General features: G+C 41.3%; 23 protein-coding genes, 1 tRNA gene and 2 other annotated features (1 of these 26 only partly in view). Of the genes, 21 read left to right on the plus strand and 3 right to left on the minus strand.

The annotated features are described in order from the left end of the window. Positions 1-44: 44 nt before the first annotated feature. Together ACQ4KW_RS01515 and ACQ4KW_RS01520 are read right to left on the minus strand one after the other, a co-directional pair. Positions 45-2,144, minus strand: a complete 2,100-nt coding sequence (locus ACQ4KW_RS01515; RefSeq protein ID WP_430884787.1) for a sensor histidine kinase — start codon at positions 2,142-2,144, stop codon at positions 45-47. Between the two features lie 279 nt (positions 2,145-2,423). Beyond that, on the minus strand, positions 2,424-2,819 hold the full coding sequence (locus ACQ4KW_RS01520) for a DUF1573 domain-containing protein (protein WP_430884788.1): 396 nt from the start codon (positions 2,817-2,819) through the stop codon (positions 2,424-2,426). A gap of 242 nt (positions 2,820-3,061) precedes the next feature. Here ACQ4KW_RS01520 and ACQ4KW_RS01525 point away from each other — a divergent pair, with 242 nt between their 5' ends. From ACQ4KW_RS01525 to ACQ4KW_RS01550, 6 genes are all read left to right on the plus strand, one after another. Further along, positions 3,062-3,541: a CarD family transcriptional regulator gene (locus tag ACQ4KW_RS01525; protein WP_430884789.1), complete on the plus strand. Its 480-nt coding sequence runs from the start codon at positions 3,062-3,064 to the stop codon at positions 3,539-3,541. A 316-nt stretch (positions 3,542-3,857) separates the two neighbouring features. Next, the gene (locus tag ACQ4KW_RS01530; protein ID WP_430884790.1) at positions 3,858-4,958 is read left to right on the plus strand and encodes a PIN/TRAM domain-containing protein; all 1,101 of its coding nucleotides are present in this window, start codon (positions 3,858-3,860) and stop codon (positions 4,956-4,958) included. Positions 4,959-5,139: 181 nt separating this feature from the next. Further along, a complete protein-coding gene (gene ispD, locus ACQ4KW_RS01535; protein ID WP_430884791.1) occupies positions 5,140-5,859 on the plus strand; it encodes a 2-C-methyl-D-erythritol 4-phosphate cytidylyltransferase in 720 nt (239 codons plus the stop codon). After that, positions 5,859-6,332 carry a 2-C-methyl-D-erythritol 2,4-cyclodiphosphate synthase gene (gene ispF / locus ACQ4KW_RS01540; protein ID WP_430884792.1) on the plus strand — a complete coding sequence of 158 codons (474 nt, stop codon included), beginning with the start codon at positions 5,859-5,861 and terminating at the stop codon, positions 6,330-6,332. Before ispD ends, ispF begins: the two co-directional genes overlap by 1 nt. Before the next feature lie 82 nt (positions 6,333-6,414). Beyond that, positions 6,415-6,613, plus strand: a binding site (T-box leader). 163 nt (positions 6,614-6,776) lie between these two features. Further along, positions 6,777-8,495, plus strand: coding sequence for a proline--tRNA ligase (locus ACQ4KW_RS01545; protein ID WP_430884793.1), 1,719 nt, complete (start codon positions 6,777-6,779; stop codon positions 8,493-8,495). 9 nt (positions 8,496-8,504) lie between these two features. Then, positions 8,505-8,771, plus strand: coding sequence for a cysteine-rich small domain-containing protein (locus ACQ4KW_RS01550; RefSeq protein ID WP_430884794.1), 267 nt, complete (start codon positions 8,505-8,507; stop codon positions 8,769-8,771). A 113-nt stretch (positions 8,772-8,884) separates the two neighbouring features. On the opposite strand, the gene ACQ4KW_RS01555 is transcribed toward ACQ4KW_RS01550, so the two are convergent. Beyond that, positions 8,885-9,310 (minus strand): cytochrome b5 domain-containing protein, encoded by a 426-nt coding sequence (locus tag ACQ4KW_RS01555; protein WP_430884795.1) that lies wholly within the window; start codon positions 9,308-9,310, stop codon positions 8,885-8,887. Between the two features lie 267 nt (positions 9,311-9,577). Between ACQ4KW_RS01555 and gltX the strand changes: the two genes are divergently transcribed. The 15 genes from gltX to rplA all read left to right on the plus strand — a co-directional run bounded on the left by gltX (position 9,578) and on the right by rplA (position 22,467). After that, positions 9,578-11,062 (plus strand): glutamate--tRNA ligase, encoded by a 1,485-nt coding sequence (gene gltX, locus ACQ4KW_RS01560; RefSeq protein ID WP_430884796.1) that lies wholly within the window; start codon positions 9,578-9,580, stop codon positions 11,060-11,062. 452 nt (positions 11,063-11,514) lie between these two features. Continuing rightward, positions 11,515-13,836 (plus strand): methyl-accepting chemotaxis protein, encoded by a 2,322-nt coding sequence (locus ACQ4KW_RS01565; protein WP_430884797.1) that lies wholly within the window; start codon positions 11,515-11,517, stop codon positions 13,834-13,836. A 160-nt stretch (positions 13,837-13,996) separates the two neighbouring features. Further along, positions 13,997-14,125 (plus strand): hypothetical protein, encoded by a 129-nt coding sequence (locus ACQ4KW_RS01570; RefSeq protein ID WP_430884798.1) that lies wholly within the window; start codon positions 13,997-13,999, stop codon positions 14,123-14,125. Between the two features lie 311 nt (positions 14,126-14,436). Continuing rightward, positions 14,437-15,837: a cysteine--tRNA ligase gene (cysS, locus tag ACQ4KW_RS01575; RefSeq protein ID WP_430884799.1), complete on the plus strand. Its 1,401-nt coding sequence runs from the start codon at positions 14,437-14,439 to the stop codon at positions 15,835-15,837. 14 nt (positions 15,838-15,851) lie between these two features. Next, positions 15,852-16,334, plus strand: a complete 483-nt coding sequence (locus ACQ4KW_RS01580; RefSeq protein WP_430884800.1) for a Mini-ribonuclease 3 — start codon at positions 15,852-15,854, stop codon at positions 16,332-16,334. Continuing rightward, positions 16,324-16,644, plus strand: coding sequence for a hypothetical protein (locus ACQ4KW_RS01585; protein ID WP_430884801.1), 321 nt, complete (start codon positions 16,324-16,326; stop codon positions 16,642-16,644). The genes ACQ4KW_RS01580 and ACQ4KW_RS01585 overlap by 11 nt, the downstream gene beginning before the upstream one ends. A gap of 20 nt (positions 16,645-16,664) precedes the next feature. Continuing rightward, complete coding sequence (gene rlmB / locus ACQ4KW_RS01590; RefSeq protein WP_430884802.1) at positions 16,665-17,405, plus strand: 23S rRNA (guanosine(2251)-2'-O)-methyltransferase RlmB; 741 nt, start codon at positions 16,665-16,667, stop codon at positions 17,403-17,405. A gap of 398 nt (positions 17,406-17,803) precedes the next feature. Beyond that, entirely contained in the window at positions 17,804-18,445 is a 642-nt protein-coding gene (sigH, locus tag ACQ4KW_RS01595) for an RNA polymerase sporulation sigma factor SigH (RefSeq protein ID WP_430884803.1), read from the plus strand. A gap of 22 nt (positions 18,446-18,467) precedes the next feature. After that, positions 18,468-18,544: transfer RNA gene (locus ACQ4KW_RS01600), tRNA-Thr, on the plus strand. Between the two features lie 68 nt (positions 18,545-18,612). Next, on the plus strand, positions 18,613-19,803 hold the full coding sequence (tuf, locus tag ACQ4KW_RS01605) for an elongation factor Tu (protein WP_430884804.1): 1,191 nt from the start codon (positions 18,613-18,615) through the stop codon (positions 19,801-19,803). Positions 19,804-20,145: 342 nt separating this feature from the next. Next, the gene (gene rpmG / locus ACQ4KW_RS01610) at positions 20,146-20,295 is read left to right on the plus strand and encodes a 50S ribosomal protein L33 (protein WP_430884805.1); all 150 of its coding nucleotides are present in this window, start codon (positions 20,146-20,148) and stop codon (positions 20,293-20,295) included. Between the two features lie 159 nt (positions 20,296-20,454). Further along, complete coding sequence (gene secE, locus ACQ4KW_RS01615) at positions 20,455-20,658, plus strand: preprotein translocase subunit SecE (RefSeq protein ID WP_430884806.1); 204 nt, start codon at positions 20,455-20,457, stop codon at positions 20,656-20,658. Positions 20,659-20,720: 62 nt separating this feature from the next. Beyond that, complete coding sequence (gene nusG / locus ACQ4KW_RS01620; RefSeq protein ID WP_430884807.1) at positions 20,721-21,245, plus strand: transcription termination/antitermination protein NusG; 525 nt, start codon at positions 20,721-20,723, stop codon at positions 21,243-21,245. A gap of 47 nt (positions 21,246-21,292) precedes the next feature. Beyond that, positions 21,293-21,718, plus strand: coding sequence for a 50S ribosomal protein L11 (gene rplK / locus ACQ4KW_RS01625; RefSeq protein WP_430884808.1), 426 nt, complete (start codon positions 21,293-21,295; stop codon positions 21,716-21,718). Positions 21,719-21,774: 56 nt separating this feature from the next. Next, complete coding sequence (rplA, locus tag ACQ4KW_RS01630; RefSeq protein ID WP_430884809.1) at positions 21,775-22,467, plus strand: 50S ribosomal protein L1; 693 nt, start codon at positions 21,775-21,777, stop codon at positions 22,465-22,467. 54 nt (positions 22,468-22,521) lie between these two features. Next, positions 22,522-22,607 (plus strand) — a sequence feature (ribosomal protein L10 leader region) (it continues 58 nt past the right edge of the window).

Raw genomic sequence — 22,607 nt, forward strand, 5'->3', positions numbered from 1 at the left:
GCCTTCCTCATTTCAAATATTATTTCTCAAGACGATCATAGGTCTTAGTGTTTATAATTTTCTACAGGTATTTTAATAATAATCTGTGTCCCTTCATGGGAGCTTTTAATGTCCATGACACCATTATGATTTTCAATAATTCGTGAACAGATGGAAAGACCTAGACCAGACCCCTTATCCCGTGTGGTGAAAAAAGGTGTGAAGATCTTGCTGACTTGTTCAGGATCGATGCCTTCACCGGTGTCAACAATATGAATATCCATTGTTCCGCTGACTTCGCTATAGAGTGTGACAATATCAATATGACCGCCTTCAGGCATAGCCTGAACTGCGTTCAGTATTAAGTTAATGAAGACTTGTTTCATTTGTTCATAGTCAACAAGAACCAAATCTTGTTTTGTGAACCTATGGCGAATCTGAATGTTTTTTGTGGACTGGTCCTTACGAATCAATTTGATGGTATCTTCAATAATATCATTCATATGGAAGCGCCCAAGTTTTGGTGTGTTTGGGCGGGCAAAGCTTAGGAAGCGGTCGATCATTGTGTCGAGCCGGTCCGCTTCTTGAAGAATAACATTTATATCAGAACGGACTTGCGTGTTGTCATCCACTTCCCTCAAGACAAGTTGCGCGTAGCCCCGAATCGAAGATAGGGGATTTCGAACTTCATGCGCAACGCCTGCAGCAAGTTCCCCAAGTTGTGAAAGTTTCTTAGCTCGAATGATACTTTCCTCAAAGTTGCGTTTGGCATCAAGGGGGTTAAGCAGGACCGTCAGTCCAATAAAGTGATCGTGGCTATCATATTGAATGAGCACGCTGTAATTGATCTTGCTTTCCTGGCCACCAGGCAGTTGTATAGAGCAAACTGCATCGTGGAGAGTCTTTTGAGTTTTGAACATGTTAGAAATGGAGACCAGCAGTGGTCGCAAGTGGGTTGATGTTTGCTGGGAAATTGACTGACCAAGAAGGTCTTCCTTGTTGACCTTTAAAAATTCAAGGGCCGGTGGATTGATAGATGATACAAGTCCGTTATGGTCTACGGTAATTATCCCACTGGGCAGGCCTTCAATTAACTTGTCAATACTGCCACGTATGAGATCAATGTGGGCAGCCTCACCAGACTTCTCCAGAACACGTTGCATCATAAAATGAAGCTCTTCTAAAAGAAGATCAAAGGAGTTGGCGAGATTTTTAACTTCATCACTGATGACAACGTCTGAAGCAAACTTCTGATTGTTGTCTATAAGGGCATTAGTCTTTTCCATTAACAGGCGAATGGGCAAGGTCACATGATGGGATATAATAGCTGATAGAGAGTAGAATAGAGCTAAAACCACCATAATGACATAGAAAAAATGTTTAGTAATCTCTTTTTTTACAAGAAGGGCTTCATCGATGTTTTGGGAAATTTCAATATACCACTGGTCTGTCTGACTGGGATATTTTATAAGGGGATGGGTCGCAATAATGACTTCCTGTCCACTCCTATCGGTAATTTGAACCCCAGATAACTGGTTTGATTCATCTTGGGGATCATATAGTTTTAAAGTGGCGGAGCCTGTTTGCCCAATTCTTATGTCATTTAAAATATCGTTTATAGCATTGAAGTTCATAACTTCTACAATGTGCCCAGTCACGTCTCCAAAGCTGTTGGTGAGTGATTTTGAAAAGTAGATATATTTTTTATTATCAATTTTACGAATATCAGAAGTATAAGATTCGTGACCCAGTAAATCAGGTAAAAGCTGATTCAGATCTAACCTTAGGGCAGGTGAAAGCTGACCTGATTTAAGGATAGGGGCCCCATCGTTATTATAGGTTAATACGGCATCGTATGCTTTGTAAGCGCTTATAACATTGCTTAAATAGCGGAGCCGAGTTTGGTTGGATATGTCAGGAAGTGTGAATATTTGAGACTTGGAAAGGACCTCTGCATCCGCAGAACGTTCAAAGAGAAAGCGCTCAATTTTATTGGATGTTAATGAAGCAAGGGTGAGAATTTCCTTTTCCTTATTGGTCAGCGTGTCTTCAATGGTATTTTGGTAGAATACAATTCCTAAAGTTATAGTCATTAATGTAGACATAATCATGAGCAGTCCCATGATCTTGGTTTGCTGGGATGCATTTTTAATTTTATGGATCATGGTATCTCCTTAGTCTTTTTTCTTGTTCTTATTATATGTATGTCATTATAAATTATACAAGAGCAAATTGATGGGGCGCCAATATGTATACTGTGCTCCCTTGTCATACCATGTCCGGTATTTTGCTTAATAGATGTTTTAGCATTATTCACAGCAGAAGCTTGTGATGAGCTGAATGAATTTAGAATAAACCTGAACAGACAAACCAGCAGAAGCAAAAAAGTGCATAAGAAAAAGCTGCAAGCCTATAAGGATGCAGCTGCTTTCAAATTTTGAATATTAATAAAGATTGTATTTACCTAGTGTCTGAATACGGTCATATTCTTTAAGAAAAACATCGTACAGATTCACATCAGACTTATTACACATAGCTGCAAGATAAAACATCAGATTTCCAATTTCGGATTCAATCTTTTCGCGGCAAACCGGGCATAATTCTCCAGAAAGTTCTGCATGACTGTGATCCTTTAGTTGATCATAGATAGCATCTTCAGGAAGATCCTTTGCGCTATTTGAAAGTTGCAAGCATCCACAAGTTGTGATCGTTTTTGCGACCGCCCTATTGACCTTTGATGATGCTTCCGAAAACTTTGTGATGATATCGAGCAGGCTGACATGACGGAAGAGTGCCTCATCAACACTATTTTGAAATTGATCGATTATCAAATCCTTCATGGTTTTACCTCCCTATTTTTGGGTTGTCGCCTAACTCATTTTATCATAATACTCTGAATATTTGAAGTCGATTCATGACTCTATAAGTTCATGTAAAGATTTCGTGAACAAGAATCCCATATTGCACGACTACAGTATTGACAGTGCCTGTGGCACTGTGATAAAATATTCGATTAATTTGACCTTTTCTGTATTTTTCTGCTATAATAGAGATACACTAGTTGACACAGGGAGGGAATATCATGTTTCAAATAGGCGATAAAGTGGTCTATCCGATGCATGGAGCAGGCATCATCGAAGGTGTTGAGGAAAAAGAAATACTAGGCGAAACACGAAAGTACTATGTGCTCCGGCTACCGCTTAAGAACATGAAGGTTCTTCTTCCGGTGGACAATATCGATCAGCTTGGTCTTCGCAACATCATTTCATCAGACCAAGTGACGGGCGTGTTTGGAGTCTTAAAAGAAGATATTTCAGCAATGCCTCAAAATTGGAATCGTAGATACCGTTCCAATATGGAAAAGGTCAAGAGCGGAGATATATATGAAGTGGCGGATGTGGTTCGAAACCTCATGCTGATGGATCGAGAAAAGGGTCTATCAACAGGAGAAAGAAAAATGTTAACGAACTCAAAGCAAATACTCGTCAGTGAACTATGTCTTGCAAATGACAGCACAGAAAAGGAAATTCTTAAATTAATTGACGATGCACTTCAAAGTTAGTGCAGGCATGATGAAATAAGAATAGCTTGATTTTAAAGCGCCTTCTGAGCTTAATGGATTTATATCCATTGATTGTTCAGAGGGCTTTAATTTTGCATGTCTAGCCTGAATATTCAAATAATAAGGGCCGTTTAAACGGAATATGTATAAAATATACGCACTCCATTACGAAATGATTAAAATGCATGGATTCGTGTTCCCTTTTATTATGTTTTTAGGTATAGTAATGCTATGGTTAAAAATCCCAAAACCGTGTTGTTGTGCGATTTTGGGGTATGTCAATGAATAGTGTTTCTCATGGAAAGGAGGAAATGGTGTGATCAAAAAAGTCATACGCGGTGTATTGGCACTGGCTGGTGGTTCGGCAGGATTTGCTTTCGGACTCGTGCTTGTACAAAGCCCGCAAATTATGGAACTACTTGGCGAGAGTAATCAAGCTGGACTTATACCTTTTATTTTACCACTCTTAGTGGGCATTCTTTTTGGATTTATCGTTTATATACTTGGACCAATGATTATACGTTCAGGTGTAAAACTTGCCAAGTACACAGAGTTAGAACTCGAAAAGATACCAACCAATCAAGTGATTGTTGGCACAGTGGGGCTTATTCCTGGTTTGATGATTGCGTATTTGGTGAGTGATCTGTACAAGATTATTCCAATACCATTTGTGAGTCAGGCCCTGTCAGTGGTGACTTATATTTTTCTAGGGTATTTAGGTGTTAGCATTGCCACCCGGAATTTATCGGATATGTCCAGATTGCCTGATTTTTTCAGAAAGCAGACTGAGGCGTCTGAAAAGGCCCAGGTCGTTAAGGTTTCTGGAGCAAAGCCAAAAATTTTAGACACGAGTGTTATTATTGATGGCCGTATTTCCGATATCAGTAAAACGGGTTTTGTGGAAGGGCCTATTGTTATTCCGGAGTTTGTACTGGAAGAACTGCGCCACATAGCGGATTCTTCTGATGCTCTTAAGCGAAATAGGGGACGCCGTGGTCTTGATATTCTTAGGGCCATTCAACAGGATATCACTATGGAAGTTCAAATCACGGATGCTGATTTTGAAGATGTTGCCGAAGTGGATGTAAAACTTCTTAAACTGGCACAAAAAATTGATGGAGTGGTTGTAACAAACGACTACAATCTCAATAAGGTGGCAGACCTGCAAGGGGTTCCAGTCTTAAATATCAATGAACTGGCCAATGCTGTCAAGCCTGTGGTTTTACCGGGAGAAGAGATGGTTGTCACAATCATTAAAGAGGGTAAGGAGTCCAATCAGGGCGTTGCTTACCTAGACGATGGAACCATGATTGTCGTAGAGGGCGGAAGAAAGTTCATTAACCAGACAAAACAGGTAACGGTTACAAGTGTTCTACAAACAGCTGCAGGTAGAATGATATTCGCAAAACCAGCTTAATGAAAAGATAAATTTTATAAAGTCCAGAAAAGGTGCCCAAGAGGCACCTTTTATTCGTATGGGCTTTCCTGAGTCTGCCATATGGCCTTAACTTGGTTACATGTAAAATATAGGTCGGTTCTTGCTTGAAATGATGCATAAAAGCAGAAGCTTTGTGCTAAAATATGAATGAGGTGATCTCATGAAAAAGGTGGTAGCCATAATACCAGCCGCGGGTAGCGGGAAACGGATGAATGAGTCCGTTAATAAGCAGTTTTTAAAAATAGGAGACAAGACCGTTATTGAAAGAACGCTTGCAGCCTTTGAAGCCTCTAAGCAGGTATCAGAAGTAATTCTTGTGACGAAATATGAAGAAATCCCTTCACTGAATAATATTATAAAAGCCTCTGGTATAAAGAAAGTCAGAAGCCTTGTAGAGGGAGGCGCTGAGAGACAAGACTCCATATACAATGGTCTCAAGGAGACAAGGTCAGACGATGATTGGATATTGGTTCATGATGGAGCCAGACCCTTTATTACCTCGACTATGATTGATGAAATGGTGGAGGCTTTGCTGATGGAAAATGAACAACAGGCTCAATCAAGGTACAAATCCCTCGTCATGGCCGTGCCTTCAAAAGATACAGTTAAGCGGGTCAAGGGGAATAAGGTGGAGGAAACATTAAATCGTTCTGAGCTGTTCAATATTCAAACCCCCCAGGCTTTTTCAAGAGAACTGCTTGTTGAGTCTTATGACAAGGCAATTCAAGCGGGGTATAAGGGGACAGACGATGCATCCATCGTTGAGTGGATGGGCCATGATGTCTTTATACATATGGGCTCCTATGAAAATATTAAGATAACAACACCAGACGACTTGTATCTAGGTGAAGCCATATTGAAGAAGAGAGGAGAAATATAATGCGAATAGGCACTGGATATGATGTTCATAAGCTTGTTGAGGACAGACCCCTTATTTTGGGTGGCGTTAAAATCCCCCATGAAAAAGGTCTTTTGGGGCACTCTGATGCCGATGTTCTGGCACATGCCATTATGGATGCTCTTCTTGGAGCTGGCGCCTTAGGCGACATTGGGAAACACTTTCCAGACACGGACAAAGCTTATGAAGGGGCATCAAGTATAGAGCTCATGAAAGCTGTTGGGGAAATTTTAAAAGAGAATGGCTACAAGGTTGGAAATGTTGATGCGACGGTTATAGCCCAGAGCCCTAAACTAGCACCATATATTTTGGACATGAGAAAGAATATGGCACATGCCCTGGGCATTGACCTTGATAGAATCAGTGTAAAAGCCACAACAACAGAGAAACTGGGTTTTGCTGGTCGAGGGGAAGGTATCGCTTCTGAAGCGGCAGCCCTTATTCATAAAAAATAGATTGAAGATGGATTTCATACGTAATTTACGCATGATCCATTGACAAGAGATTGTCAATTCTATATATTAGACTCATTAGAATACGAATGCGATGATAAAGACCAGTAGACAGTGACTGTTCGCAAGAGAGTGAAATCCACCGGCTGAAAGATTTCTCGAAATAGAGCTGTTGAACCTACTTTTGAGCACATGGAAAACCATGCGGATGGACCCGATATCGTCTTTGAAAGTGAACCCCCTGTGGGTTAATTAGAGTGGTACCGCGACCCTTCGTCTCTATAGAAATATAGATGATGAAGGGTCTTTTTTATTGTGAAGAAGATGCACTGTAGATATCACTTATGACCATCGTCTTCTGTGTAAACCTATAAGAAAAGGTTGTATTGTATAAACCTTGAAGAACATGGCCTCAGGGCCTGGGATAAATGAAGGAGTGAAAGTTTTATGAGAATGAATCGCATGTATATGCCAACGCTTCGTGAAGTGCCATCGGAGGCTGAACTTCCAAGTCATCAACTGCTTTTAAGAGCGGGTATGATTCGAAAGCTTGTTGCTGGAGTATATTCTTTTCTACCACTAGGCTATAGAGTTTTTAGAAAGGTAGAGCAAATTGTCCGTGAGGAAATGGATAACATTGACGGTCAAGAGGTTCTTATGTCTGCCATTCAGCCAAAGGAACTATGGCAAGAGTCTGGTCGTTGGGAAAAGTTTGGTCCAGAAATGTTTAGATTAAAAGATAGAAGTGGTCGTGATTTCTGTCTTGGTCCAACACATGAAGAAATCTTTACTGACCTGATTAAGAATGAAGTGAATTCTTATAAGCAGTTGCCTTTAAATCTTTACCAAATTCAAACAAAGTATAGAGATGAAAAACGTCCACGTTTTGGTTTAATCAGAGCCCGTGAATTTGTTATGAAGGATGCTTATACTTTTGATAAGGACAGAGAAGGCATGGTTGAGTCCTATGAGATCATGTGGGGAGCCTATGCGCGTGCTTTTGAAAGATGCGGACTGAAATTTAAGGTTGTTCAAGGGGACGCTGGCGCTATGGGTGATGGTGTATCCCATGAGTTTATTGCCTTATCAGAATATGGGGAAAGCTATATTGCTTACTGTGATTCATGTGATTACGCAGCAACCGATGAAAAAGCTGCTGTTGTGTATGACGTGGCTGACAAGGAAATGCAGGAAATGAAAAAGGTATCCACACCGGATATTAAGACAATAGATGATCTTGAAACATTCTTTAACACAGGGCGAGAAGCCTTTGTTAAGACACTTCTTTACAAGGCAGGCGACGAAATCGTAGCGGTTATGATTCCAGGGGATCGTGAACTGAATGAAATCAAGTTGGTCAATGCAGTGGGCTGTGCTGAGCATGAACTTGAAATTGCCACAGAAGAAGATGTTGTAAGGGTTACAGGCAGTGCAGTTGGTTTTGCAGGTCCAATCGGTCTTCATGAAAACATTCGTCTCTTAGTAGACGAGCGTGTCACAAAAATGAAGAGCATGATTGTCGGTGCCAATGAAACAGACTACCACCTTATCAATGTGGCTTATGGTAGAGACTTTGAAGGGGAAGTTGCTGGAGATCTTCTGATGGTTGTTGAAGGCGACACATGCCCTACGTGTGGCAAGCCACTTGTAATGGACAAAGGGATCGAAGTGGGCAACATCTTCCAACTTCAACTTAAATATTCAAAGGCTTTAAACCTTCAGTATCTAGATGAAAATGGAAAGAGCCAGTACGTATGGATGGGATCACATGGTATCGGTATCTCAAGAACCATGGCTGCCATTATTGAACAGTACTATGATGAAAGCGGAATTAAATGGCCACTGACAGTGGCACCTTACCATGTTGTTGTGACTGTGGTAGATGCCAAGAAATCTGTACAAATGGAACTGGGTGAGAAGATATACAATACTCTCAAGAAGCGTGGCATTGAAGTTGTGCTAGATGATCGTAAAGAGCGTGCAGGCGTTAAGTTTAATGACGCTGAGCTGATTGGCTTCCCACTGCGTGTAACTGTTGGCCGTGATGCCAAAGATGATATGGTCGAGTTTATTGTACGTGATACGGGCTCAAAGGAAAAGATTGAGTCAGAAAAAGTCACTGATCAGGTTCTTGACTACTTCAACCAAGTTGGATTTGAACTATAGGGGGACGCTATGAGCGAAAATTATAAAAAGTTTCAGCACAAGAACTGTGAATACTTCCCATGTCATAAGGGTGTCAGTGAAGACGTTTATAATTGCCTGTTCTGTTACTGTCCTTTATACATGCTGAAGGATGCCTGCGGGGGGAATTTTAAGTTTACCCACGGTATTAAAGACTGCTCTGACTGCACCATTCCACATGGTGAAAATAGTTATGAGTACATTATGAGTAAAATGAAAGATGTTATTGCCATTGGCAGTGACTTTGATGCAGACTAAGTAAACCCATCATATGAACGCCGTATATATGTGGTTTTGAATGTTATAAAAATCCCGAAGGCAAAAGGCCTTCGGGATTTTTATGTCTTAATGTGTATTCTTTTATAAAGATGCTATTCAACAAGTCTTGCAACAGGAATGGCACGTTCGAGAATTTTCTTTCCATGTGGGGACTGTAAAATTTCTTCAGAGAGGTCTTGTCCAGCGTCGTGCTGGCCCATATGTTGTCCTGTTTTCCATTTGTCTAGGTGGGAGACATCATATACGGTACCGTCGACAGCCACGTAAGCTGGTTGACCATCTTGTCCGTTGTATGTGGACAACTCATCAAGCGTCATCTCTGGCAGTTCATCTTCTGCCTCAAGGCCTTCGTCTGTTGCGGTGGTTTCATCGGGCGTGTTTTCGCTGGATGAGTCTTCAGTCACTTGTGTGTCTGTGCTTTCTGCCGCCGGCTCAACAGGGGCAGGTGTACTGCAGCCAGAAAGAATCAACACTAGGGATAAAATCACTAGAAGCAAAAATGTTATTTTTAATTTCATATAAAATCCTCCATATCATCATTCTGTAGTTCTACTAAAAATGAGATTCCTTATTCACTTACATAAAGGTGGATAATAAATACCCGGTCTTTGTGAAAATATGCGAGTGACCATGAAGAATTATAAAGATCAAGGCTCTTTATAAATATATTTGAGCGCTTGACCTTTCAAGATTGCATAAGACTCGCGCATGGTATAAAGTTATGATAGAATAAATAAGATTAATTTGTGCCCCATGGCGGGCTAAAGATTTAAGGAGGATTCGCAATGTCAGTACGAGTGAGATTTGCGCCAAGTCCAACGGGTTATGTACATATTGGCTCGCTAAGAACGGCGCTGTATGACTATTTATACGCAAAAAAACATGATGGAAAATATGTTCTTCGAATTGAAGACACAGATAGAACAAGACTGGTGGATGACGCCCTGGACAACCTACTTGAAGCTGTTGAGTGGGCTGGTGTTATGCATGATGAAGGTCCAGTTCATAATGAGAGCGGTGAAATGGTTCAAATTGGCGACAAGGGGCCTTATGTACAATCAGAAAGATTACATATTTACAGACCATATGTTGACCAGCTTATAGACGAGGGGCATGCTTACTACTGCTTCTGTTCTAAAGAAAGATTGGATGCTGTTCGTGAAGAAAACAAGGAAAAGGGAATTTTCTCTGGTTATGACGGACATTGCCGCGACCTATCTGTAGAAGATGCTAAAAAACATATTGAAGCGGGCGAATCTTATGTTGTAAGACTAAAGCTTCCAGAAGACAGAGAAGTTGTTATTGATGATATGGTGCGTGGTCGTGTTGTTATGAACACAAATGATTCAGATGACCAGGTTTTACTGAAGGCAGACGGCTTTCCAACATACCATCTTGCTGTTATAGTCGATGACCATCTTATGGGCATCACACACATTATTCGTGGGGAAGAATGGCTGCCGTCAACGCCAAAGCATGTTATATTATATGAAATGTTTGGATGGGACGTGCCAAAGTTTGCCCACCTTCCAAACATTTTAAATAGTGAAAAGAAGAAGCTTTCTAAGCGTCACGGTGATGTTTCAGTTGCTGATTTTAGAAAAAAAGGCTACTTGCCAGAAGCTCTTATCAATTTCCTAGCCCTTGTTGGATGGAGTCCTGAAGGCGACCAGGAAATTATGACGATGGAAGAAATGATTGAGAAGTTCTCCTTTGATCGTGTTTCTAAATCCGGTGGGGTCTTTGACGTACAGAAACTGAACTGGATGAGCAACCACTACATTAAAGAAGCTGACCTTGACAGACTGACTGATCTGGCCGTGCCATACGTTGTTGAAGCGGGCTACCTGACAGAGGATGCAGTGTCTGGTCATAAGGTTTGGTTGAGCCGCATTGTGGATCTTTCAAGAGAGTACTTGGAATACATGGCTCAAATTCCAAAGCATGTGGAACTTTTTGTTGGTCAAGAAGTGAAGCTTGAAGATGAAGAAGCTAAAACAATGGTTGAAATGGACCATGTTCCAGCTATGCTTGAAGTTTTAAAAGCCAAACTTGATGAAGCAGAAGAATTTGATGCGGCGTCTGTGAAAAAAGCTTTTAAGGCCACTCAAAAGGAATCTGGTGTGAAAGGCAAGAACCTGTTTATGTGCACGCGTGTTGCATTAACAGGTCAAGTACACGGTCCAGACCTTATGGAGATTATTTCAATTCTTGGGCGTGACCTCGCTAAAAAGCGCATTGATTTCACGCTTGAAAATTTGTGTAAGTAGGCAATCTGTCTTAATAGGGGACGATTGTTTTACAGAATAATAATTATAGTTATACTAAAATAATACAAGAAACATAAATGATAAAATAAGATAAAACATAAATTGACAAGGGAGTCAGCATTATTGCTATGACTCCCTTTTTGTATTTTGAATGGCGTGAAAGAATTTCTATATTTGAATGGTTAAATTCGAATATCAGTATAAATATTTCATAAATGTAATATGTTTCGTGGCGCGAAACAGCCTAGGACTTATGAATATATGTTAATATTATGGTATTCATATAGAGTCTGAATAATAGGCACTCTTGTCTAGCAAGGACGTGTTTAGGGAGGATTTAGACCTAGAATTTACAGATTATTTGGAATTCTCAGTGATGTTTTGTTGCAATCATACTATTTATTCATTAACACACACTTTATTCTGAATGATAAGAGAAAGGGGACTTCGGCTTGAAAAGTTTAAGAAACAAGATTATTTTACCTGTGGTATTGGTGGCTCTCATAGGGGTGGCTATTATGGCATCACTCGTTTTTCTACAGGTAAGTGATCGACTGACAGCAAATGTTGAAACCTTAGCAACCAATAAGGTGGAAAAGCTTGTAAGTGGTACAGATTCTCAACTGGTACAGTGGAGGGATCAAATTGAAATGCTGTCGCTTATGGATTTTGTCCGGGCAGGAAATTTTAATCAGCTTCAGGTGTTTGTAAGAAAAACCAATGTTTTTGAAGACTTCGATGCACTGATTATGACTGATTTAAAAGGGGACTTCCGTGGCACGAACAGAACCAAAGGGAATATGGCCGAAGAAGATTATTATGAAACTGTGATGTCAGGGGAAATTGTGATCACAGATCCCATGCCTTCACAGGATGGTAAAAGAACGGAAATATTTATTGCAGCACCTGTCCATGACGATTATGGACAAGTGACAGGGCTTATTGGTGGATTGGTGGAACTTAGTAAACTGACGGAAACAATCAACACTGAAAAGATAGGCGAAACAGGTTTTGCCTTTATGACAACAAAAGAGGGTCTTGTCATGGCACATAAAGAGGAAGCCCTTCGTTTAACGGACAATATCCTTGAAGGAAAACCACAAGGTTTCGCAGATGTTGCCCAGCGTATGGTTGGTGGTGAATCCGCTGTAGAGAAGTACAAACTAGATGGGGAAGAGAAAATCATTGCCTATAAGTCAGTGGGATTAACAGGGTGGCCTGTGGCGATGACGGCCACTTACCAGGAAGTTATTAGTGACATCTTTGTTCTTGGCCGAACCATGACCCTCATCGGTGTGGGGATTGTGGTTGTCCTTGCAATTATTGTTTTTATTGTGGTGAACAGGTCAGTGAAGCCCCTTGCTAAAATGACACAGCTAACAGAAGCCATTGCAAAGGGTGATTTGAACGTTCAGGTCGACGTCAAAACCAAGGATGAAATCGGAATTCTTGCAGGAAACTTTAATATTATGATCGAGAGTATGCGCAGCCTCATTCGTGATGTGTCTGGAATGAGTGAAAAGGTTCTATCCACATCAGAGCTCATGATGGATTCCACAGGAGAGGCCAGTCGTGTTTCTGAGCAGGTTGCCGAAACCATAAGCGAAGTGGCAAGAGGGGCAACAGAGCAGTCAGAATCCACCCAGCAGTCAAGTGAGATGGTCCAAAATCTCATAGAAGGCATTGGGCGTATCGCAGCCAACGCCGGCGAGTCAGAATCCATGAGTGATCAGGCAAGAGAACGTGTAGATGTTGGGTTTGAAACAATATCAGCACAAAAGAACAAGATGGAAATGAACAAACTGGCCACAGAGCAAGTTGGTGTTAAAGTGAATGCTCTGAGCGAGAAATCAGATAAGATTGGACAGATTGCAGATGTTATTAGCAGTATTGCGGGACAAACGAATCTCTTGGCCCTCAATGCCTCTATAGAAGCGGCTAGGGCTGGTGAACATGGCAGGGGATTTGCAGTTGTAGCTGATGAAGTCCGAAAACTTGCTGAAGAGTCAGGAAGCGCGGCCCAAGGCATTGGTGAACTCCTTCTTGATATACGAAAAGGCATTGAAGATGCAGTAAAAGAAATGTCCAAGGTAAGAGCCATTGTAGAAGAGCAGGAGCAAGCGGTGGATACAACAGCACAGGCTTTCGATGATATACTCAAGGCCGTTAAAGCCGTTATGGAAAACACCAATGAAATGACAAAAGAGTCTGGTGAACTCACTGCATTCTCTTATGTTGTTGGTGAAAACATAGAAAACATAGCCAGTATAACAGAACAAAACGCCGCAGGAACAGAAGAGGTGTCGGCATCCACAGAGGAACAAACGGCATCCATCCAGCAGATTGCATCCTCTGCTGCTGAATTGGCAGAACTGGCAACAGAACTTCAAAGTTCTCTACAAAAGTTTAGAGTGGATGAGAGTAAGCGTGGTCCAGAATTACAAGAGTACAAACCAAGTGTTCAGAACGTATCTGAACCTAGTGATGTTCAAGTGGGACAAGCTGTATCAGAGGAATTTTCAGCCTTTGGGGAAATGGAAGAAGATCCGAGTGCTGACCCTCTTCCACAAGGTGTTTACTATGTTGAAGACATGGAAAATGAAAACACTGATAAAATGGATGAGGATGATGAAGCCTGGGACTGGAATGAACCGCAGCCTCAAGATTTTGATAAGGTGGTTGAAGGGGATGAAATTGATTCTGACCAGGAAGTTGAGGAGGCATTGAATTCTCAAAAGGACCAAGGGTTTGATGAGGATAAGAACAAAGCCTAGGATGATTTTATTAAAAAAGGTCTCTCGTTTTCTTAAGCGAGAGGCCTTTTAACATATTGCAAAGCCTCTTGATTGGTCTATGAGTATGTGGTATTGTAAGATCATCAAAAGTAAGCATATTATTAAAAAACACTGAGATCAGGAGAGTACATCTTCTAGAATGATAAAAGCGCCACGCACAGACGGTGCGAATAGAGAAGAAGGTCAAGGCCGAAAGCCTTCTTATCATGGAGAAAATGGAAATGCACCTGTGAGTGGATCACTGAAACTGGGTAGACTTTACTTGTAAAGTTTCACTTTATTAAGTAAAGCGGGATTAGGCTGATACGGGTTACGCCGTTACACGTTCCTTGAGATGTGTCCTATTTTTTTATAGGGTACAAGCAAAGTGGAATCGCGGTCCCCCTGCCTTTGTCGGTTAGGGGGATTTTTTGTACGTGTTTAAAAAGGTCTATATTACAAACGGAAATGTTGCAATAAGAGAAAATATAGACATTTAAATATGAGGCGCTATGATCTAATAAAATTCAGACAAGAGAATACACCGCTTTTGGGGAAATTGATGAAGCCTGTTATTCGATGTCGAAAGGAGAATAAGCTATGAAACTTTTTAACAGTATGACAAGACAAAAAGAAGAATTCGTACCCATAACACCTGGCGAGGTAAAAATGTATGTGTGCGGACCAACTGTGTATAACTTTTTTCATATTGGAAATGCAAGACCCTTTATAGTTTTTGATATATTAAGAAGATACTTTGAGTATAGAGGTTATAAAGTCAACTATATTCAAAACTTTACTGATGTGGATGACAAAATCATTAACAAGGCCAATGAAGAAGGGGTTTCGGCTTCTGAAATCAGCGAGAAATATATTCTGGAGTATTTTAAGGATGCGGACGCTCTTGGGGTCAACCGTGCAACTCACCACCCTAAGGTGACAGAAACGATGGATGAAATTATTGAATTCATAAAGGTTTTAGAGGACAAGGGTTATGCCTATGAATCAAAGGGCGATGTTTTCTTTGATTCAGTGGCCTTCAATGGCTACGGTAAGCTGTCTGGTCAGAATATTGAGGAACTAGACTCTGGTTCAAGAATTGATGTGGATGCGCGTAAAAAACATCCATCAGATTTTGTTTTGTGGAAGGCAAAAAAACCAGGTGAACCTGCATGGGATAGTCCGTGGGGTGAGGGCCGTCCTGGTTGGCATATTGAATGTTCAGTAATGAGCACAAAGTTTCTCGGAGAGACCATTGATATTCATGCAGGAGGACAAGATTTAATCTTCCCACACCACGAAAATGAAATTGCTCAGTCAGAAGCCTACTCTGGTAAGCCTTATGTAAACTACTGGATGCATAATGGCTACATCAATATCAATAATGAGAAAATGTCCAAGTCAAAAGGGAATTTCTTTACAGTCAGAGACATATTAGAAGAGTATGATGCTGAGGTTGTTCGCTTCTTCATGCTGTCTGCCCACTACAGAAACCCAATAAACTTTAGCCGTGACTTGATTCAAGCGGCTGAAAATGGTCTAGAAAGACTTTATAATGCCAAGGAAAACCTTGAGTATTTCCTTGAAAATGCCAAGGCTCAAAATTTCCTTGACGGTGAGAAAAAGATTGAGGAAGACCTGTCAAAGTTCAGAGACCAGTTTATTGAGGCTATGGATGATGATTTAAATACAGCAGACGGCATAGCAGCTATATTTGAACTTGTTCGTGAGATCAACATTAAAGTCACTGCAGAGTCATCAGCGGCACTGATTCAGTTTGCCCTAGATTTGCTTGGTGAAATGACAGATGTTTTAGGTTTCTTAAATAGAGAAAAAGGCAACATAGATGCTGACATTGAAGCCCTAATTGAAAGACGCCAAGATGCACGTAAAAACAAGGACTGGGCTGAAGCCGATAAGATTCGTGATGAGCTAAAAGCCAGAGGTATTGTTTTGGAAGACACACCGCAAGGTGTCAAGTGGTCGTACGTAAAAAATTAATGGAGCGTTTATAAATGGAAGCATTTTTAGAAAAGATAGGCATGGACACAATGGATGAGCATGGGGTTCGACAAATGAACCCTCTCGTCCTTGCTTACATAGGGGATTCGGTTTATGACCTTTATGTGAGAACATATATAATTCATAAGCAAAAGGGTATGGTCAACGAATTGAACAAGTTGGCAGTTGGATTTGTAAAAGCGGGATCACAGGCTTTTGCAGTCCGTGCTTTAGATGAATTTTTAACAGCGGAAGAAAAGGGTATGATCCGTAGGGGTCGCAATCAAAAGTCTATATCTGTGCCTCGAAATGCCAATATGTCGGAGTATCGTTACGCAACAGGCTTCGAATCCATGTTGGGCGCACTTTTTTTAAGAGGGGACAAAGACCGGATACAGGATATTATGATTGAAGCGATTCATGCCATTGAAAATCGGGAGGCCATTGAGGTGGAACTGGTCGCCAAGAAAAAAGGTGGAGATGAAGATGAATCGTAGGGAACGTGGATATGCTGTAGCTGTTGGGGTGCTTCTTCTGGTGCTGGTCCTCAAGTCAATCGTGTTTGACCCAGTTCATCTGGAAGACCCGTCTGAAATTGAATTTGCAAATTGGGTTGAAACAAAGATTGAAGAAGAGTTTGATGGCTTCTTTTATAACAATAGTATTTTTGTTCACAGACTCGTTTCTGTAAAAACAAAAACAGAAGAAGATGTGGAGCTGTACGTCGGTAAGGTTAGACGATATTTTCTTGGTGTTCTGCCCCTAAGTGAGCAGTATATAAAGGAAAAAACAGCTGCATTTGAGTAGGGGTTAAGGAGTAAGAAATCATGAAGGGTATTATTGAAGGTAGAAATCCTGTCATTGAAATATTAAAGTCAGGCCGTGATGTGGATAAAATTTTAGTAGCCAAAGGCAATAAAGAGGGCTCCATCCATAAAATCATCGCTATGGCAAAAGACAAGAAAATTCCAGTTCAAGAGGTGGATCGCCGTAAACTGGATCAAATGGCGGAGTCCGATAATCATCAAGGGGTTATGGCTTATGTGGCGGCTTATGAGTACGCAGATTTGAATCAAATTCTTGATGGTCTGGAAGCAAAGGGTGAAAATCCATTTTTGATCATTTGTGATGAAATCAATGATCCTCATAATTTGGGGAGCATACTGAGAACCGCCAATGCCACAGGTGCCCATGCGGTGATCATTCCCAAAAGACGCTCTGTGGGTTTAACAGCCGTGGTGGCTAAGACCAGTGCAGGTGCCCTAGAATATACGCCTGTTTGTAAGGTGACAAATCTGTCAAAGACCATGAAAGACCTAAAGGAAAGAGGCATTTGGATTGTTGGTGCTGATATGGCGGGTGAGAATTATCACTTTGAACAGGATATGCTTGGGAAACTTGCCATTGTTGTAGGAAGTGAAGGCAAGGGCATCAGCCGTCTTGTAAAAGAAAACTGTGATTTTCTTGTCCGTATACCTATGCTGGGTCAAGTCACATCCCTTAATGCATCAGTTGCTGCGTCTGTGCTTATGTATGAGGCTGTCAGACAAAATCACATCAAAAAGTAATGGTGTCAGGATGGTTTGCTTTATACTCAATGGTATAGGGCACATTGGTGGCGCAGATTCAAATTTTCAAATGTGCCAGAAAAAAAATTATAAATCTATTTTTAAGTTCAATGAAACTTAATATAAGAGTGTTCCGTCTCTCCTGGGTATAACTATGGTCGTGAAGTTGTGCTCAAACCTAGTGAAATAGTGCTGTGTAGCCACAGGTATAAGAAATTGTAAACTTACGATTTCTGTAATACTTAATTGCTTGGGACAGAAAGTGCTTTAAAAGCTTGACAAATAGCGAAAAGAGAAGGCCAAAATCTTGACGCTCGATTGTTCATTGGGTTATAATGAATTCAGGCTTTTCAGCTAGTTCTATTTCAGCTAGTTTCAATGGTCAGGGGGGATTTGCCATGGAACCATGTGTGCGTGTCGAGGACATAGTATCATATCAGGATCTATTGGAAGAAGAAGTCGTTGCGCTTGCTCGCGATGGCGATGACAAGGCATCAGAGTACCTGATCAAGAAGTACAAGAACTTTGTACGGGCTAAAGCGAGATCATATTTTCTCATTGGGGCTGATCGAGAAGATATCATTCAAGAAGGCATGATTGGGTTATTCAAAGCCATTCGAGACTTTCAAGTTGATAAAATTTCTTCTTTTAGAGCCTTTGCGGAATTATGTATCACACGCCAGATCATTACGGCCATTAAAACTGCGACAAGACAAAAGCATATACCTCTAAACTCTTATGTTTCATTAAACAAACCGATCTATGATGAGGAATCCGAGCGTACGCTCATGGATGTTCTTGCGGGAGCGAGAGTTCTTGATCCAGAAGAACTTATAATATCTCGTGAAGAAGTACATAGCATTGAAACTAAAATCGGTGAAGTTTTAAGTGATCTTGAGCAAGAGGTGCTGTCTGACTATCTTCAAGGAAAATCTTATCAGGAAATTGCAGAGCATTTGGATCGACATGTAAAGTCGATTGACAATGCCCTCCAAAGGGTAAAACGTAAACTGGAAAGATTTCTTGAGGTTAGGAACTGACTGATGTAGCGTCGCATGACCTGCCCATGTAGCTCAGGAGGTTAGAGCGTCGCCTTGGTAAGGCGGAGGCCGGCGGTTCGAGTCCGCTTGTGGGCTCCATTCAATTTGGAACGAAAGACACTCGGTTATTGCCGAGAAAAAAGAGACTGTTAAGGAGGAACTTTAAAATGGCTAAGGCTAAATTTGAAAGAAATAAGCCACACGTTAACATTGGTACAATTGGTCACGTTGACCACGGTAAGACAACTCTTACAGCGGCAATCACAAAAGTACTATTTGATCACTACCAACTAGGTGAGCGTGTAGATTTCGAAAACATCGATAAGGCTCCAGAAGAGCGTGAGCGTGGTATCACAATCTCTACAGCACACGTTGAGTACGAAACACCAGCACGTCACTACGCACACGTAGACTGCCCAGGTCACGCCGATTACGTTAAGAACATGATCACAGGTGCTGCACAGATGGACGGTTCTATCCTAGTAGTATCAGCTGCAGATGGTCCAATGCCACAAACACGTGAGCACATCCTTCTATCTCGTCAGGTAGGCGTACCTTACATCGTAGTATTCATGAACAAGTGTGACATGGTAGACGATGAAGAACTACTTGAACTAGTAGAAATGGAAATTCGTGAACTGCTATCTGAGTACGATTTCCCAGGCGACGACACGCCAATCTTCCACGGTTCAGCTCTAAAGGCGCTAGAAGGCGACGAAGAGTGGGCAGCGAAGATCATCGAAATGTTCGAAACAATCGATGAGTACATTCCAAACCCAGAGCGTGATGTAGACAAGCCATTCCTAATGCCAGTAGAGGACGTATTCTCAATCACTGGTCGTGGTACAGTTGCAACAGGTCGTGTAGAGCGTGGTGTAATCAACGTATCAGAAGAAGTAGAAATCGTTGGTCTAGCAGAAGAAAAGCGTAAAGTTGTTGTAACAGGTGTTGAAATGTTCCGTAAGCTTCTAGATAGAGGCGAAGCAGGCGACAACATCGGCGCACTACTACGTGGTGTACAAAGAACAGAAATCGAGCGTGGTCAAGTACTAGCTAAGCCTGGTTCAGTAAACCCACACACGAAGTTCGAAGCACAAGTATACGTACTAAAGAAAGAAGAAGGCGGACGTCACACACCATTCTTCAACAACTACCGTCCACAGTTCTTCTTTAGAACAACAGACGTAACAGGCGCAATTGCTCTTCCAGAAGGTACAGAAATGTGCATGCCTGGGGACAACATCGAAATGGTTGTAGAGCTAATCGCACCAATCGCAGTAGAAGAAGGCCTAAAGTTCTCTATCCGTGAGGGTGGACGTACAGTAGGTGCTGGTTCTGTAATTAAGATCCTAGAATAAGAATTAAACGACTGCTTAATAAGAAGATCATAGGGCTGGGATCTCCCAGCCCTTTTCTTGTCCCAAGGTGAAACAATGATGCAAGGTCCTAAAATGGGAAAATGTAGTTGAAATTGTTTTTATAAAGTGACAAAGAATTCGTGACTTCTAAAGCTAAGACTTGATGATCTTTGCTGAAAATACACCATTTGGAAGCATGAAAAAAGCCGAATAAAAAATGATTGACACGCCTATTTCTTTGTGATAGGTTAAGTTAGTGATGTTACAGTGGTGTATGTTGTGCGTAGACACATACGGCATAGATTATATAAATACTAATAATCTTAGTTAGGAGGTGTCAGGATGAGAGTGAAAATCACGATGGCATGTACAGAGTGCAAGAACAGAAATTACAACACGACGAAGAACAAGAAGACGACTCCAGATCGTGTTGAAATGAAGAAGTACTGCAAATTCTGTAAGAAGCACACAGATCATAAAGAAACAAAATAATAGCCCGGACGATTCGCGTGATTCAAATATGATTTGCGGTGTGTTTTGCTTGCCTAGCTTTCAAAACGCGTGCATATAAATAAGTGAATTTCCTGGACAATCCGAGCGGACAGCTTTGGAACGCAGACAAACAAAATCAATCCGAAGGATGTGAATGCAATGGCTGCACAAACAGATGTACAAAAGAAGGGGAACAAAAACTTCTTCAAAGGTGTACGTGCTGAACTTAAAAAAGTAACTTGGCCAAACAAGAATGAGCTTCTGTCATATACAACAGTGGTGCTTGTTATCTGTGGTCTTATGACGGCAGGCTTGTGGGTTGTGGATGCGGTATTTAACAACCTTCTAAAGTTGGTCATGTAACTTAAAGTATTGAACATGGGAGGGCGGCGTCTATCGTCATCTTATGATGGAGGGTAGGATCTATGTCTGAAAGAGAAGCGAAATGGTATGTTGTCCATACGTACTCTGGACACGAGAACAAGGTAAAAGCGAATATCGAAAAAATCGTGGAAAACAGAGGCATGGAAGACATAATCCTCGAAGTAGCTGTTCCCACAGAAGAAGTCGTAGAGATGAAAAACGGCAAAAAGAAGATCAAGTCTAAGAAAATTTTCCCGGGCTATTGTATCGTGAAGATGATCATGACGGATGAATCTTGGTATGTTGTTCGTAATACTCGCGGCGTAACTGGATTTGTTGGACCGGCATCGAAACCTATTCCGCTTACTGATCAAGAAGTGGTTAATATGGGCATTGAGGAAAGACAAGTTGTCGACATCGACGTTGTCGTTGGCGACATGATTCGAGTTGTATCTGGACCTTTTGATACCTTTGAAGGTGTCGTAGAAGAAGTTCATCCAGAAAAACAATCTCTAAAGGTTCTGATATCAATGTTTGGCCGAGAAACGCCAGTAGAACTCGAATTTTCACAAGTTCAAAAGCTGTAATCAGCTTGAACATATATCAAATGTTATTTATCAAGGAGGTGTAACGCATGGCTAAGAAGGTTATGGGTCTGATCAAGCTTCAGATTCCTGCAGGTAAAGCTACTCCAGCTCCACCGGTAGGTCCTGCACTAGGTCAGCACGGCGTTAACATTATGCAGTTTACAAAGGAATTCAATGCAAGAACAGCAGATCAAGCTGGTATGCTTATTCCGGTTGTAATCTCAGTTTACCAAGACAGATCATTCTCTTTCATTACTAAGACTCCACCAGCGGCAGTTCTTATTAAGAAAGCTTGTGGTATCAAGTCTGGTTCTGGCGTGCCTAACAAAGACAAGGTCGCAACAATCACTCAAGCTCAACTTAAAGAAATCGCTGAGCTTAAAATGCCTGATCTAAATGCTGCATCAGTTGAATCTGCAATGCGCATGATCGCTGGTACTGCACGTTCTATGGGCGTTGTAGTCGAAGAGTAAGTTTCCGTCCTCGTGGGAGGATCGTACCGCTATTACCACAAAGGAGGTAAAGTAATATGGCAAAAAAGGGTAAAAGATACTCTGAAGTTGCTAAGCTAGTTGATCGTAGCAAGTCTTACGATGCTGCTGAAGCAATCTCACTACTGAAGCAAACTGCTAAAGCTAAATTTGACGAAACAGTTGAGCTTCACATTAAACTAGGTGTTGACGGTCGTCACGCTGACCAGCAGGTTCGTGGTGCAATTGTACTACCGAACGGTACTGGTAAATCTAAAAAAGTTCTCGTAATTGCTAAAGGCGAGAAGGCTGAAGAAGCTAAAGCTGCAGGCGCGGATTTTGTTGGCGCTGAAGATATGATTCAAAAGATTCAATCCGAAAACTGGTTTGATTTCGACGTTCTTGTTGCAACACCTGACATGATGGGTCTTGTAGGTCGTCTAGGTCGTGTCCTAGGTCCTAAAGGTCTTATGCCTAACCCTAAGTCTGGTACAGTAACATTTGATATCGAAAAAGCTGTAAACGAAATCAAAGCAGGTAAAGTTGAGTACCGTCTTGACAAGACTAATATCGTTCACGTTTCGATCGGTAAAGTGTCTTTCGAAGACGAAAAACTTGCTGAAAACCTTAATGCACTAATGGAAGCTATCGTTAAAGCTAAGCCAGCGGCTGCAAAAGGTATTTACCTGAAGAGTGTTACAATGACAAGCACAATGGGTCCTGGTATCAAACTAAACCCAATTCAATTTTAATTATTTTTAAAATTAGTATTGACAATTATATAGTACCGCTATATAATATGCTTGTTTGAAAATGAATACACACCGTAGACAGTAGGTGCGTAAAGCTTAATTTCCTACCGAGGTATTGATAAATGCGTTCGTGAAACTAT

It is taken from the genome of Tianxiuia mixotrophica (assembly GCF_050596425.1).
Classification (GTDB): Bacteria; Bacillota; Clostridia; order Peptostreptococcales; family Acidaminobacteraceae.